Genomic DNA, 14605 nt, shown 5'->3' with positions numbered 1-14605 from the left:
GTATGAACGGTGTCGAGTGGATCTATGAGCAGGATTCCAACGTGGTGGGGTCGGCTCCTTGCTCAATTTTTGTCAGCGCCTGCCGTGCTTCATGCAGCGTGCCCACCTTGACGACATGCAGCCCGTTCGGCACTCGTCCTTGTACATCCGAGCAGTTCTCTGACGGCGCTAGGAAGACCGTCGCACCATCTGCCTTCGCGGCGACCATCTTCTGGGCAATCCCTCCGATAGGCCCGACTTTGCCCTCGGCGGTAATCTCTCCGGTCCCGGCGATGTGATTCTCTCCGGCCAGCGATCCTTCGGTCAACCGATCAATGATCGCCAAGGCGAACATCATGCCGGCGCTCGGGCCTCCGACCTCTTCCACGCCAAATTTCACGTCGATGGGAAAATCAAAGGCGGTGCTCAAGTAGACCCCAAGCTGGCGAGAGCCTTCTGCATTGGCTGACGTGGTGACGCTGACCTCAGTCTCCTTCGGCTCACCCTCACCGGAGGCCCTGCGAACCGTCATCGTGCTTGGCTGATCTCCACGCTCATTGAGGTCTGCCTTCAAGTCTTCCAAGTTGGATACTGGTTTCCCTTCGAACCCCAGCAACCTATCTCCTGGCTTTAATGAATCCCTATTGGTATCCGTGGAGAAATCCGCGACTTCCAACCAAGTGGAATATTCGTGCCCCAGCTCATTCATGGCTGCTGCAATCGACAATTCTTGTGAAGAAACCATCATCGAATCGTTGGCCGCGCCACGTTCTTCGCTAGTAACTCCACGCGGAATCATGGTCTCTTCCGGGACGATATCTTTGTTCGGATTAAATAGCGCTTCGAGAATCACCGGGGTTGACACCCGATTCTGCCCACCGCCTTGAACGTAAATGGTCGTCATGTCCAAAATGCTGTTGGACTGAAAGCTCTTGGCACCGTCGATGGTGATGAGCTCCTTGCCCTCGTACTCCCCCAGCGTGTTCAGCACTGGTCCAGGTGTGCGCACGACAAAGTTGGTGGGTAAGAAGAGGATCAGACCAACCAACAGCAGGGCTAGTGTCCCTGCGATCGTGGTTTTCACGGGCTTGGAACCAGGAACTTGCGTACCCAAATTCGGGCTCGCGCCCTTCGTGGATGATGGTTCCTGTTCGTGCACTGACCTTGCTCCCGCCGCTCAAAAATATTTCAGGGGCGCTTTCACAAACGCCACCCCCTCTAGCCTACTGAAAGCCCATGCAGAACTTCATCAGCTATAAGGAGTATTCGATGTGCCGAAAGCGAACTCAGGCTTGCACCGATGTGAACTCTCAGGCGTAGGGGGTACTTTTAATGACATGGCACAGAACCCTCCGAATAACCGACCCGACGGTGACGACGACGAAAACAATCCGCAGGATCCAATGTCAGCGATGTTCTCACAGCTCTTCGGTGGCAGTTTCGACCCAAACGATCTCCCGCCTCAGCTTCGCGAAGCGATGGGTTCACAGGATCCCGCCGCTATGCAGCAAATGATGCAGCAGGCACAAGCAATGATGTCGGCAATGATGCAGAACAATGCCTCTGAAGGGCCGGTGAATTGGAAGCTTGCTTCGGATACCGCGCTTCAGTCCTATGCCGGTGAAGACCCCGAAGTTTCTGAATCGCGCAAAAGCGCCATTGTCGACGCTTCCTATCTGGCCGATCTGTGGCTCAATAACGCCACGGCTTTTGAGTCCAAGGGCGAAGCTACCGAAGTCTGGACTCGCAAACGCTGGTACGACAAAACTTTGGGTGTTTGGAAGAAGGTCACCGAACCGGTGGCCGAATCCGTGACCCGTGCAATCACCAGCGCAATGAAGGACCAAATCCCAGAAGAGATGAAGGGCATGCTCGGCAACTCCGATGCGATGTTCCGAAATCTTGGTTCCAGCATGTTTGGAATGCAGCTGGGAACTGCCCTAGGCGGCTTAGCCAAGGATGTGCTTGGAGGCACCGATATCGGGTTGCCCCTGGCAGGAACGACACCCGGCCTGGTCGCCGCCAACGTCGCCAACTTTGGCGAGGGGTTGGAAATCCCTGAGCAGGAAGTGCTGCTCTACGTGATTCTGCGCGAGCACGCTCATGCGCGACTATTCAATCGGGTTCCATGGCTTTCTTCGAAACTCATCGGAGCGGTCGAGTCTTACTCACGTGGCATTCATATCGATATGTCACGTGTCGAAGAAGCAGTTCGCGGCATCGATCCGTCAAATCCGGAGAACCTGCAGGAACTGCTCGGCGAAGGGCTGTTTACGCCAGAGCGCACAGGCCAGCAGGAAAAGGCACTTGAAAATCTCGAACTGACGCTGGCACTGATCGAAGGTTGGGTCGACCACGTTGTGTCGCTCGCGGCCGCCAACTTGCCATTCGCGGCTCACCTTCGAGAAACCATGCGCCGTCGCCGTGCCTCTGGTGGTCCTGCTGAATCAGCATTTGCTTCGCTGGTCGGCTTGGAACTGCGTCCGCGCAAGCTTCGTGAGGCTGCCGCCCTCTGGGAACACCTCCATGAGGAACGTGGTACCGAAGGCCGAGATGCTATTTGGGACCACCCCGATTTGATGCCTACGGCCGAAGATCTCAGCGAGCCGGCGGGCTTTACCAAGCGCCGAGAGTCGGCTGCATCTGAATATGACGAGTTTGACGCCGCGCTAGGCAAGCTACTCGATGGCGGATTCGATAAGCCGGAACCTGAAGTCGAAAACCCTGAGGATTCTAATCCAGACGATCCGAAGAACTAACTAAGAGCTCTGATGTAAGTAGGGGGTCCAAGCAGCTCAAGCTGCTTGGACCCCCTACTTTTCGTTGGAGCGGACCTCAAAATCGCAGGTCACTTGTCGTCGAGATCGTCAAACCCGCCAGTTTCGGTATCGGTCTGTCCGTTTTCTTTGGCATGTGCGCGGAAACCTGCGCTGAATCCGGCGAGATACTGGTCCGCTTCGGCTCTTCTTTCGAACCGGTCCAGCAGATCCTGGAACCTTTTTCCGTGCCCTTGGCCCGGCGTTGCCAAATGGACTAGCTCATGGACCAAAACATAGTCTTGCACCCAATTCGGGGCATACTTCAGTTTGGCGGAAAGTCGGATGGTCCGCTGGATTGGGGTGGCAGAGCCCCACCGTTTATTTTGATTATTGACCCAACGCACCGATACCGGATTAGCCAGCCCATCAAGATACCTTAGGTCCAAATATGTGGCCCGTTCCATCAACGAGTCCTCGGTGATGGCCGCCGATTGTCGGCTCTTACGCTGGCGGTATTTCTTGAGCATTTCGTCCACGAATGCGCGCTCCGTGCTTTCATTCAGCGCCGCGGGCACCTGAACGACCAACCGGTCCTCGCGCCATTGCGAGGAGATGGTCTTCTTCCGTTTGCTCGAACGTACGATACGGACCGGGATGTCATCCGCGGCGATAAAATCAACGGTCTGAGGGTATGCCGGCATCGGGTGCCTCCACTTCTATCCTTCACAGGTTTGCGATGGTTTGTCGCTTATGAGCTCACCATAGGTCCACGTAGGTGAACCGATTTTTCATTCCCTGCGAGCTGTCGATAACTAGCCTTGGTATTCGGCCAAAACCGCCAGTACCGCTTCACCGTAGCGTTCAAGTTTGCTGCGCCCCACTCCTGAGATTTTGGCCAGCCCTTGGACCGAATTCGGTCGATGCTCCGAGATTGCCATGAGCGTCGCATCGGTGAAAATCACAAATGCGGGAATCGAATTGCTCTGGGCCACCGAGGCTCGCCAGCTACGCAGCTGCTCAAAGAGCGCTTCGTCGTACGCGGCGGGGCAAGAGGAACATCGTTTGAGTTTCCGTTCCTTCGCAGTGGTCAAAAATGATCCGCAACCGGCGCAAACAGATGGCGTGAGTTTCTGCTGCTTGCGGCGAACCGGTGCTTGCTGCCGGCTGCTGGCCTGCCGCACAGATTTAATCCCGTCCAGGAATCTCGACGGATATCGATGCGCCCGGCCACCCGGGGTCCGGGCTAAGGACCACGACAGGTAGAGCCGTATGCGCGCACGAGTAATTCCTACGTAGAGCAGCCTACGTTCTTCATCGTAGCCAGCCTGGTCCTTCGCATAGGTGATCGGTACGAGTCCCTCGCTGAGGCCTGCCAAGAAAACAACATCCCATTCAAGGCCCTTCGCCGCGTGGAAGGACGCGAGCGTGACGCCGTCCAAGGTCGGCGCATGTTGTGTCGCGGCGCGTTCTTCAAGTTCGCGGACCACATCGCGCAAGGTCACTTCGTGCCCCTGGTCGCCTTTGCCGGCAACCAGGTCGTCGGCCAGTCGCACGAGGGCGGATAACGATTCCCACCGTTGGCGTACCGCACCGGTGCTGCCGGTGGGAGCTTCCGGAGCATACCCGTGCGAGGAGAGCACATCGCGCACCAGCTGAGGCACCGACAAGTCTCCTGCAACATTTAATGCGGCGCGGAGTGCAAGCATTCCCTCTTTGACTTCACGCCTCGAGAAAAACCGCTCGGCGCCACGCATGACGTAGGAAATTCCGTGCGCCGTGAGCGCTTGTTCAAAGGCTTGAGACTGACCGTTGGTGCGGTATAGCACCGAGATTTCAGAGACGTCTTGCCCGTCTTTGACTAGCGCCTTGATGCGTTGTGCAACCTCATCCGCTTCCTGTTCATCGTCGGCAGCCTCGAAAAATTCAGGACTGGGTCCATGCTCGCGCTGGGCAATGAGTTCCAAGGGTTCTGGCCAAATGACGGTCGGATCAGGCATCGAAGTTTCTATCCGGCGCATGGACAACACCTTATTCGCCAGATTCACCACCTCGGGTGTCGAACGGTAGTCACGCACGAGCTTGACGACGGTTGCTTCGGGGAATCGGGTGCCGAAGTTCAACAGGTAATCAGGTCGGGCACCGGTGAACGAATAGATCGTCTGGGAGGCATCGCCCACCACACATAGTTCGTCGCGCCCACCGAGCCACAGGTCGAGCAGCCGCTGTTGCAGCGGCGAAACATCCTGGTACTCATCCACCACGAAATGTCGATACTGGGACCTGACGTTGGCGGCGACTTTCTCGTCTTCTTCAAGAATTGCGCTGGTAAGCAGCAAAACATCTTCAAAGTCGATCACGCTACGGTCGTCTTTGAGTTCCTCATAGGTTTGGAAGATGCGTGCCATGCTCACCGGTTCCAGGCCGTTGGGCAGATCTCTGCTGGCAGCGACCTTGGCGTAGCTTTCGGGAGAATGCATCGATACCTTGGCCCATTCGATTTCGGAGGCAAGGTCGCGCACCATGGCGCGGTCGCTCGAAATTCGAAGTCGGCGCGCGGATTCAGCGATGAGCGGCGCCTTGTGCTCCACCAAGTTTGGCAACGTCCCACCGACCGACTGCGGCCAGAAGTACTGCAGCTGCCGAAGCGCAGCGGCGTGGAATGTCCGGGTCTGGACGCCCGGAGCTCCCAGCAAGCGAAGCCGTGTGCGCATCTCGGATGCGGCACGGGTCGTGAAGGTCAGGGCCAGCACGCTGGTCGGGTTGTAGACCCCGGTATGCACACCGTGCGCTATGCGGTGTGTGATGGCGCGGGTTTTGCCGGTCCCGGCACCGGCAAGGATGCATATTGGGCCGCTCAGGGTCTCGGCCGCGAGCCGCTGTTCGGCGTCAAGCCCTGCCAAAAGATCGGGGGCCGTTATATTTTCTTGCTCGGTCACTTGCTTGGGGCCTCCGGAAGGGCTTCTCCGTACCAGTTACGGATCAGTGCGTGTGCGATGGAAATACCGCGCGGAATTTGCAGGGTGCCGGCGCTCAATTCGGAGCCGAGTTGTTCGCGGGTGAACCAGCGAAGGTCGAGTATCTCGGCACCGTCAGGTACCAGCTGCGTGCTCAGCGCCTCGCCGGTGAAGCCCAGCATGAGTGAGCGCGGCATTGGCCATGGCTGGGACCCACGGTAGGCAACATCGCCGACGTGTACCCCTGATTCCTCAAAGATCTCTCGACGCACCGCAGACTCAAGTGATTCTCCTGCTTCGACAAAACCAGCTAGGACCGAGTACATCTTGGATTTGAACGTGCTGTTGGCACCGAGCAGCAAACGATCTTCGGAATCGACGATGGCGGCGATCACCGCCGGGTCGGTGCGCGGGAACAGCTCGTGGCCATTGTCCACGCAGCGTTGCACCCAACCGGAGGTAGAGGACCGAAGTTCGGAACCGCACCGGGGACAGAACACTTCGTTGCGTCTCCAGTTGGCTATTGCCTGGGCCTCAACAAACAACTCGGCCTGAGCCGCATCGAGAACATTAAATGCGTCTCGCAGCGTGGTCCATGATGACTCGGTCCGTTCATCAAGCACCGAGGAGTCGACAATAGCTAAAACAAATAAGTGCTGCTTGTCACGGCCGAGGTAGACGAATTTTTCCTGCCCGGACGCCTGATAGTCCGGGCCTGGGATCAAAAACAACGATTCGCCGTTTAGCGCAGCACCAAGCTCGGAAAGCAGCATCACTCGACTCTGCGGGTCGGCCATGACCTGTGGTAGCAGGTCAGGCTGGTCATGCTCGGTCACCGGACGCTCATACACGGATCGTGCGAAGCTCAATGAGGTGAGTGGTAATCGATATTTTTCTGCCAACGCCATACTCCTAACCTAGTGCAATTCGCTGAGCACTGGCTTGGTTTGGCTTCACGGTGAAAACAATTGCGAATGATCTAAATCGCATCTGCCGTCATGTGCGTTGAAACTAGCCATCTTCCGTGCGTCATTAACGAATGAAACGCCGGATCTCGCATACGGTGGAGGATGTGAAACGCTCTGCCATGGAACTCGCCGCTATTGCCACCGCCGCCGTGCCGGGATTGACCCCGGTAAGGTTCGCCGCGTTGTCCGATGATGCAGAAGACTTCGATTCGGCACTCATCGTAGATTCCCAAAAACACCGCTGGCGCGTACGCTCGCCGCGCCACGACGAAGCGAGTATGCGCCTGGAAGCGGAGCTTTCCGCCTTGCGCGCTTTTTCGGCCAAGGTCAGGGCCGCGCTTCCGTTCGCCCTGCCCTCTGTCGCCGGAACTGTGCGTCAGGGCCCCTTGCGAACCTTCGTATATAAAGATCTTCCCGGCCGGGTTCCCACCCTCGACGAACTTGTCGAGGAGGGAAGCAAGCTTGCGGTGGCCTTGGGTCAGTGCATGGCGGCGATCCACCAGATTCCCGATGATTCGGTCGAAGTTGCCGGATTGCCGACCTACACCGCCGATGAAGTTCGCCAGCGCAAGCTCAACGAGCTGGACACCGCCGCCGCGACGGGCCGAGTGCCTAGCCGCCTGCTGCGGCGTTGGGAGCACGCCATGGAAGATGTGTCGCTGTGGCGCTTTAACGCCACGGTGGTCCATGGCGACTTCGATGAAGAGCAGCTGCAGGTTTCACACTCAAGCATTACCGCCGTCAAGGGCTGGACCGACTTGCATGTGGGCGACCCCGCCGACGACTTCGCCTGGCTCTCCGCCATTGATGACCAGAGCTTCAGCGAACGAGTATTCGCCGCCTATGTGGAGGCTCGCGGCAACTCAGCAGATCCGCACATCATGCGCCGTGCTGCGCTGGCTGCGGAATTCGCGCTCGCCCAGTGGTTGGTCAAGTCCCTGGACAGCAAAGACACCGAGCGCATTGCCGATGCCGACGAAATGCTGCAGGAACTGGATACGAATATAGCCGAGTACGGCGGTGAGCCGCTGTCCGTCGTTGAGGCTCCGCGCCCGCTGGCCGCTCCGGCATCCGCTTCGGTTGAGAAACCTGAAGTAGCGCCGAAGCCGAGCGCTCCGGCAATCAACTCTTCAAAGGTTACACAGCTACCCGTCGAGGATGAGGTAGAAACCGACGCCCCACCGGAGGACAGCACGCCCAAGCCTCCAGCGGTCTCCGCCGTCCCCGTTGAAGCTGGCGTGCAGTCCCCCGCGGCACAGCACACAGACGACGCAGCGGCCGCAGACAGCACTTCGCCGGAGGATGCCGCGAAGGCCGATTCGGGAAATAACCCTGCACCGGATGCGAAGCCAAGCGAGTCGGTGCCCGTGGAAGGCACCGACTCCAAGGAAGAAACTACTTCGTAACTTCCGTTTCGACCTGCTCCGTCAGGTTTTCGAAGGCCCCGGCGATCATGGATTCAAGTTCTTCTTCGGATGCCAGATATTCGGCGTGAATCGTGATGCCGGCGCCAACGTAGTAGAACGCGGCCTGAATCTGTTCCAGCGGGATCCCGTGCAGGCGTGACCAGCCAAGACGGTAGACCGCCAGCTGCACCAATTTGCTCTTCAGGTCCTTGCCGCTGGGCACCCTTCCGGTTTTCCAGTCGAGCATCAGCCAGGTGCCATCTTCAAGCTGGAAGACCGCATCGATGCGCCCGCGTACCGCAACCGGGCCCACACGTGTTTCCAGCGGCACCTCAACATATGCCGGTTGGCGTTCGGCCCATTCGCTGGCTAGGAACGCTTCCTTCATCGAGGCAAGATCCAGCACGTCGTCAATATATCGATCCGCTGGCTCCACGATCTCGCCTAGGTCGAGCATCTGGGTTTGTTCGTAGTATTCCTCGATCCAGGCGTGGAATGCGGTGCCTCGCCGGGCAGCCAGGCCGGGGCGGCGCGGAACGGGGCGGCGCAGGTTCTCCAGCACCTCCACAGGGTCTTCGGCAAGTTCAACGAACAATGAGGCCCGCACATGCTCGGGCGCAGCGATGACGCGTTCGCGGTTGTTCAGGAACTCGCGTTGCGCCAGCAACCTCTCCGCCTCGTCCTTCCAATGCTCACCGAAGCCGGTCAGCATCTGGCTCTTCGCCTTGGCGGCAACAACGTCTTCGGCAAGCGCACTGAGCACCTCGCGACGAGAATAGGGGTGCGGCGACTTTTGCACGGTGCCGGTAATCACCGGCCCGTCAAGCGGGTCGTACGGCCAGCGCGCCTCCATCGGTTGGGAGCGTACCGGATTTTCCTCGGGCCCCTGATCGTTTTGGACCCACACTCCAATTTCGGCGCGGGGTTCCTCCCCTTCGGCCAGTGGCAGCAGTGCGTCCATGAAGACCGAAGGTTCACAGGGCTTGGAGCGCGATCCCGACCAAATGCTGCTTGAACAGATCAGCAATGACTTAGCCCTGGTGACTGCCACGTAGGCGAGGCGGCGTTCTTCGGCAATATGATGGTCGTCCACCCGATCTTTGAAGATCGATTCGGCCTCGATCAGTTCCTTCAGCGCCGGCTGGTCGGTATCCCACTGCGGCAAATCGCCGGCATCTCCGCGCAACGGCCAAGGCAGCGCCTTATCGCCGCTGGTCCAACGATCGGATTTGGCTCCCGGGAAGACCCCCTCGTTCAAAGACATCACCGCGACGATGTCCCATTCGAGCCCCTTCGAGGCATGAATAGTCAATAACTGTACCGCCAGCGGATCAGCATCTTCGGAGGGCAGCGGGAGCCCCTTTTCCTTTTCGGCGGCCTGTTCAAGCCACATGAGGAAACCCGCCAACTCCACGCGCGGGGCATTGCGGCAATATTCGCGCACCACATCGGCGAAGGCATCCAGGTTCACCCGATATTTGTCCGCGGCAATCCACGGTCTGGCAGCCACCTCGATGTCCAGGTTCATGGCGCGTTCGACTTCTCGAATCAACGCTTCCAAATCATCGTTGGCGATCAAACGCAATTGCCGCAGTTCGGATCGCAGCGCTTCGAGCCGTTCATAGCCGGTATTCGACAACCGCCGGCCGTCGGAGCTCGTCCAACCAGCCGGAGGAAGGTAATCCAGCGCCTCGATCAGGCTTGCAGCGTCGTTGAGCTCCGCGCGGGCCGCCTCCTCCGTGCTTTGATTCTGGGTGATCGGTTCGGCGGAGTCCAGTTCGGGATTCAGCCCGCGCTCCCGGCGCCGGGCCAGCGAACGCGACCAATCGGCGAATGCTGCGAGGTCGGCGGCGCCCAAACGCCATCTGGCGCCTGCGAGCAAGCGCATCAGCTTGTCCGAGCGCAACGGATCCACCAGCACATGCAAACAGGACACGAGGTCGGTGAGCTCAGGGGTGCTGAGCAGCCCGGACAGCCCCACCAGCTGATAGGCAATGCCCCGTTCGCCAAGCACCTCGCCCATCACCGAGAGATTCGCCCGGTTGCGGCTGAGCACCGCGCTGGTCTTGTGCTCGGCACCGACGCCCTGGCGATTTTCTGCCACGATGAGGTCCGCGATCCGTTCGGCCTCCTCGCGGACGCTCGCGCAGCGATTGAGCACTACTCGGCCGGGCTGCGCAAAAGCCGAGGGTTCAAGCGGCTTGACGGAGACCGGTCCAATGGCCGGCTGCTGACCGCCAGCGGTAATGTGGTTTGCCGCGTCCAAGACGTTCACGGTATTCCGCCATGCCACCGTGAGGTGCTTGACATGTGCGAGGTCTCTGCTCGATTCGCGCACTATGGGGAATTCCTGGGGGAAGCGGAATAGCTGGCCGGCGCTGGCACCGCGGAATCCGTAGATGGATTGGTTGGGATCCCCCACCGCGGTCACCGGGTGGCCATCGCCATAAAGTTGCGAGAACAGCACCATCTGGGCATGCGAGGTGTCTTGGAATTCATCGAGCAGCACCACCTTGTGGCTGGTGCGCTCGGCAAGCGCCGCGGCCGGAACTTCCTGCGCAATATGCGCCGCGTGGGAGACCAGATCGCCGTAGTCCATCACCCCGAGTTTCGCCTTGGACAGGGCGTATTCCTGGGCCAGCTCGGCGATGGTCGCGCGGGAGGCGAGCCGGTCGATCATGTTCTGCGCCGCAACGGTCCGCTTCTTTTCCTTGTCCGCCTGCATCGGGAACAGGGAGACTTCGGCAATGAGGTTGTCGAGCCATTGCTGGGCCTGCGGCGGGGAGACCAGATGCTCGGAGGACTCGGAGCTGAATGAGACGATTGCGTCGATCAGCGTGCTGGTCGCCGAGCCGAGATGCTCGTAGTTTCCGGTATAGCTCTCCAACACCTGATGGGCCAGCTGCCAGGATTGCGCCGCACCGAGCAATACCGTGTCTTCTTCGATCCCCAGGCGAAGTCCGTAGTCCTGCACCAAGGTATTGGCATAGGAATGGTAGGTGGATACCGCCGGGTCCAGGAAGTCTCTGGTTTCCTCTTCACCGAGCAGCCCCGTGGCCACTAGCTGCGCGATCTTGGCTCGGATACGTGCGGAAAGTTCGCCGGCTGCCTTGCGCGTGAACGTCACGCCGAGGATTTCTTCCGGGCGAACCAGCCCGTTGGCGACGAGCCAAACCACCTTGTCCGCCATGGTCTTCGTCTTGCCGGAACCCGCGCCGGCGATGACCAGCATGGGTTCCAAGGGGGCACAGATGATCTCGGCCTGCTGCGCGGTTGGCGGGAACTGCTCCCCTAGGGCTTCGGAAAGTTCCTGCGGGGTGAATCGAATATTGCTCATGGTTCGGTGACCTGTCGTCCTTGCTCGCACAATGGGCAGATTTCGGGCAGCGTGCACGATCCGCGCAGGCCCTCGGAGCCAATGGTGTGCCGGGTGGTGAATTCGCTCTCGCCCATCAGCTCGGCCGCTTCGAGAATCAGCTCCCGCGCCCAGGTTTCTGTTCCAAGGGCCGGCTGATCCCGCAGGGTGGCCGACTTCGTCGGGGTACCGACGTAGACCAGCGACGCTCCGGCTGGTTCGGTGGAAAGCGCGGCGGTTTCATCGTGCTGCTGCAATGCACCGAGCTGCACCGCGGTCTGGTAGACGGCCAGCTGCGGGTGGGTTTCGGTGTCTTTGAGCGTTGGCGCTTTGCCACCGGTTTTCAGATCTACCACCGTGGCCTTGCCCTGCGCGTCGGCTTCCACCCGGTCGATGACTCCGCGCAGCTGGATATGCTTGCCTTCCTGCGGAACGTCAACCTGGAAGGACAGTTCTCTCGCTCGTAGTTCACGCCCGGAGGTGCGCATGGCGATGCTGTATTGCGCAAGTTTTTTGAGCATTTCTTCGGCTCTGTCAAAGTCGCGCTGCCCCTCCCAATTCGGGAGCTTTTCCAGCTCCGGCCACCGCTGCTCGAGGATGTTCGAGTATTCGCTCCCGCTGGCCTCCGGGTGCTCTTCGGCGATGGAGTGAATCAAGGTGCCCAGGGAGGCGGCGAAGTCATGCGCCGCTTCTCCCCCGGCGCTTTGCACAAACCAGTTCAGCGGCGACTTCACCAGGGTCTCGACCTTTGAGGGTGACACACGCAGCGGTTGATCGGCGGGAACCACCGGGGCGCTGGTGCTCAGTGGCTTCAATCCCCACCAACCCTTTGGGTGAGCGCCACGCACCGGGTATTCGCTGTCGGCCAATTGCCCTAGCACCGTGATGGCGTCGTGGTAGATCTCGTCGGCCGAAACGTGCTCGGGAGCGGGGACCGCGCCGAGTTGCGCGGCCTTGGCGCGTTCGGCCATCGAACGCAGTTCAGCCACCAGCGTGGGCAGGGCCCTGATTCGTGGGACCGCGGTGAGTTCTCGTTGCGCGCCGCCGTTTGGATCAACCAGGTCCAAGAACGATGAGGGTTGCGAGTCCTCGTTATCCACCGCCGTGCAAATCAACAATCGCGAGGCGCGCGAAACGGCGTTGCTGAAGCTTCGCATTTCATCATTGCGGATTCCGCGCACCAGCTGCGTCGGGGTGCGTGTGCTCAGGAAGGCCAGGCCGTGTTCTACCGCGTCGGCCAGGGCGTTGGAACCCAGCAGCTCACCGCGCAGCCGCAGGTTCGGCCAGCTGCCTTCCTGCAGGCCCGGAATGAATACGACGGGCCAGTGCTTGCCTGCGGCCGCCGCGGTGGTCAGCACCGTGACCGTTTTCGTCCCGGTGGCTCGCGAGGCCAGTGAGTCCATCGGCAGTTCCTGATGCAAAATGTGATCGATGAAAAGTTCCACGCTGGCACCGGGCAGCTGATCCACAAACCGTTCGGCTGCCTGGAATAGCGAAAGGACCGCGTCCAGGTCGTGATCGGCACGACGGGCGGTATTTCCGGTGCCCAGCGCTTCCTTGCGCCAGGCGTTGGCCCGGCCCGAAGCTTCCCACAACGCCCACAGCGCCGTTTCCGGGGTTGCCTGCCCGGTGGCAAGCTCGGTGCGCAAGGCACCGAACATGCTCAGCAGGCGTTCCAAGCCAAAGGCTACGGGCCCCAAGTCACGGCTCAGTTCCGGTTCATGAAGGCTCGCTTCGAGAAGCTCTTGGCTGGATCGCCGTCCGCCCACCGAGCTTTCGCGTTGGCGCAGCAGCTGCCTCAGGCGTCGAATTTCCAAGGCGGTGCTCATTCCGTAGCGCGAGAGCAGCAAGTTCTGCATCAGCAGCGGATCGTCGCTTACGCCGCCGGCCAGGGCCAGCTGGACCAGGTCGAGCAAGGGCCGTACCGCGCCCTCATCCTTCAAGGGGATTTCGGCCGGTGGAACCTGGACCGCGATCCCTTGGCCTTCGAGGAACCGACTGAAGGACCGTACCTGTGAACCGTTGCGGACCACGATGGCCATGTCGGAGAGCGGGAAGCCCTCGTAGAGATCCATCTGGACTATGCGTTGGGCTATGTAGCGTTCTTCCAAGGTGGAGTTTTCAAAGCACAGAGCTTGAACCTGCCCGGTTTCGGTTTCCGCTGGCGCTTCCAGTTTTCGTCCGCGCAGGCCGGCCGCTAGCGGGATTCGCCGCACGACGCGCTTCCAAGCATCCATAATGGCCGGTGCCATGCGCAAGCTGGTATCCAATTCGAAGAGTTGAGCCTCATCGTTGCTGCTGTAATTTTGCGAGAAACGGTTCAGCTCATCGGGGCGTGCACCACGAAATCCTTGGACCACATTATCTGGCGCCGCAAAGGCAACGAGCCGGCGATCACGCGCGATCAGCCGCAGCAGCCGATGCTGCGACAAGGTCGCCTCTTGCAGGTCATCGACGAGGATCAGCTGCAGTTTTTCGTGCTCTTCGGCCAGGAACTCTGGATGCTGTTCGAACAATTGGGCGGCACGGGTCATCAGACCCGCCGGGTCAAAAGCTTCGGCACTGCCTAGGTCCAGCAGGTCGCGGTATTCCTGATAGAAGCGTGCCGCGGCCACCCACTCTGCGCGCTTGGCCTGTTCCCCAAGCTGCGCAATATCTACCGGTTCAAGTCCAAGCTCAGAAACCCGGTCAAAGAATTCACGCAGTTCTTTCCTGAACCCGCGTGTTTCGACCGCTAAGTTCAAGTCCTCGGGCCACCCCGGGCCCGCGGTCAATCCCTGCTGGTGGCCTTCGAGGAGGTTGCCGATGAGCGTATCCTGTTCAGGTCCCGAAAGGAGTCGAGGAGCCCGTTCCAAATTCGGCAGCAGGCCTTCCAAGCGTGCCCTTCGGATGAGATCAAAGGCATATGCGGACCAGGTCCGCACCACCGGCTCGGTAAAAGTTTGATCCGCTCGGCGGCTGAGGTCGTCTCGAATGCCGGCAGCGGTCAGACGAGTTGGCGCAATAATCAACAGCTGCAGCGGATCCAAACCAGCGTCCAGATGCGCCACGGCTGTGTCCAGCAGGGCCGTGGTTTTCCCGGTCCCCGGGGCCCCGGTCACGAGGGTAGGTTTGGCTACCGTTGCCAGCCTTTCAAGCAGCGAAGACGTATCCAGTTGTGCCGGGTCGGTCATATCTTCCATGT

At 59.9% G+C, this 14605-nt stretch carries 8 protein-coding genes; 2 read left to right on the top strand and 6 right to left on the bottom strand.

The annotated features are described in order from the left end of the window. Nucleotides 1-22 precede the first annotated feature (22 nt). The gene (locus tag CQ019_RS02470) at nt 23-1063 is read right to left on the bottom strand and encodes a PDZ domain-containing protein (RefSeq protein ID WP_096284617.1); all 1041 of its coding nucleotides are present in this window, start codon (nt 1061-1063) and stop codon (nt 23-25) included. A 253-nt stretch (nt 1064-1316) separates the two neighbouring features. Between CQ019_RS02470 and CQ019_RS02465 the strand changes: the two genes are divergently transcribed. Continuing rightward, entirely contained in the window at nt 1317-2738 is a 1422-nt protein-coding gene (locus CQ019_RS02465) for a zinc-dependent metalloprotease (RefSeq protein WP_105568849.1), read from the top strand. 89 nt (nt 2739-2827) lie between these two features. Here CQ019_RS02465 and CQ019_RS02460 read toward each other — a convergent pair whose 3' ends face one another. The 3 genes from CQ019_RS02460 to nudC form a co-directional block, all read right to left on the bottom strand. Further along, nucleotides 2828-3439 (bottom strand): M48 family metallopeptidase, encoded by a 612-nt coding sequence (locus tag CQ019_RS02460; protein WP_105552999.1) that lies wholly within the window; start codon nt 3437-3439, stop codon nt 2828-2830. A gap of 111 nt (nt 3440-3550) precedes the next feature. After that, the gene (locus CQ019_RS02455) at nt 3551-5674 is read right to left on the bottom strand and encodes an ATP-dependent DNA helicase UvrD2 (protein WP_105568848.1); all 2124 of its coding nucleotides are present in this window, start codon (nt 5672-5674) and stop codon (nt 3551-3553) included. Continuing rightward, nucleotides 5671-6561, bottom strand: a complete 891-nt coding sequence (gene nudC / locus CQ019_RS02450) for an NAD(+) diphosphatase (RefSeq protein WP_181148224.1) — start codon at nt 6559-6561, stop codon at nt 5671-5673. The genes CQ019_RS02455 and nudC overlap by 4 nt, the downstream gene beginning before the upstream one ends. Nucleotides 6562-6764: 203 nt before the next feature. On the opposite strand from nudC, the gene CQ019_RS02445 reads away from it, so the two are divergent. Further along, entirely contained in the window at nt 6765-8066 is a 1302-nt protein-coding gene (locus tag CQ019_RS02445; protein WP_105569252.1) for a phosphotransferase, read from the top strand. On the opposite strand, the gene CQ019_RS02440 is transcribed toward CQ019_RS02445, so the two are convergent. Next, nucleotides 8056-11403: an ATP-dependent DNA helicase gene (locus CQ019_RS02440; RefSeq protein ID WP_096284607.1), complete on the bottom strand. Its 3348-nt coding sequence runs from the start codon at nt 11401-11403 to the stop codon at nt 8056-8058. The two genes, CQ019_RS02445 and CQ019_RS02440, sit on opposite strands and share 11 nt — an antisense overlap. Continuing rightward, a complete protein-coding gene (locus CQ019_RS02435; RefSeq protein ID WP_258133826.1) occupies nt 11400-14603 on the bottom strand; it encodes an ATP-dependent DNA helicase in 3204 nt (1067 codons plus the stop codon). The genes CQ019_RS02440 and CQ019_RS02435 overlap by 4 nt, the downstream gene beginning before the upstream one ends. Nucleotides 14604-14605 lie beyond the last annotated feature (2 nt).

The organism is Arthrobacter sp. MYb229 (genome assembly GCF_002975405.1).
Lineage (GTDB): Bacteria > Actinomycetota > Actinomycetes > Actinomycetales > Micrococcaceae > Glutamicibacter.
The sequence above is the reverse complement of the archived record's forward strand: the minus strand, read 5'-3'. Positions and strand labels throughout refer to the sequence as shown.

Excerpts from the sequence above, each read along its gene's own strand:
- CQ019_RS02460 (WP_105552999.1), bottom strand. The coding sequence starts at position 3,439 with ATGCCGGCATACCCTCAGACCGTTGATTTTATCGCCGCGGATGACATC.
- CQ019_RS02440 (WP_096284607.1), bottom strand. The coding sequence starts at position 11,403 with ATGAGCAATATTCGATTCACCCCGCAGGAACTTTCCGAAGCCCTAGGG.
- CQ019_RS02465 (WP_105568849.1), top strand. The coding sequence starts at position 1,317 with ATGGCACAGAACCCTCCGAATAACCGACCCGACGGTGACGACGACGAA.
- CQ019_RS02435 (WP_258133826.1), bottom strand. The coding sequence starts at position 14,603 with ATGGAAGATATGACCGACCCGGCACAACTGGATACGTCTTCGCTGCTT.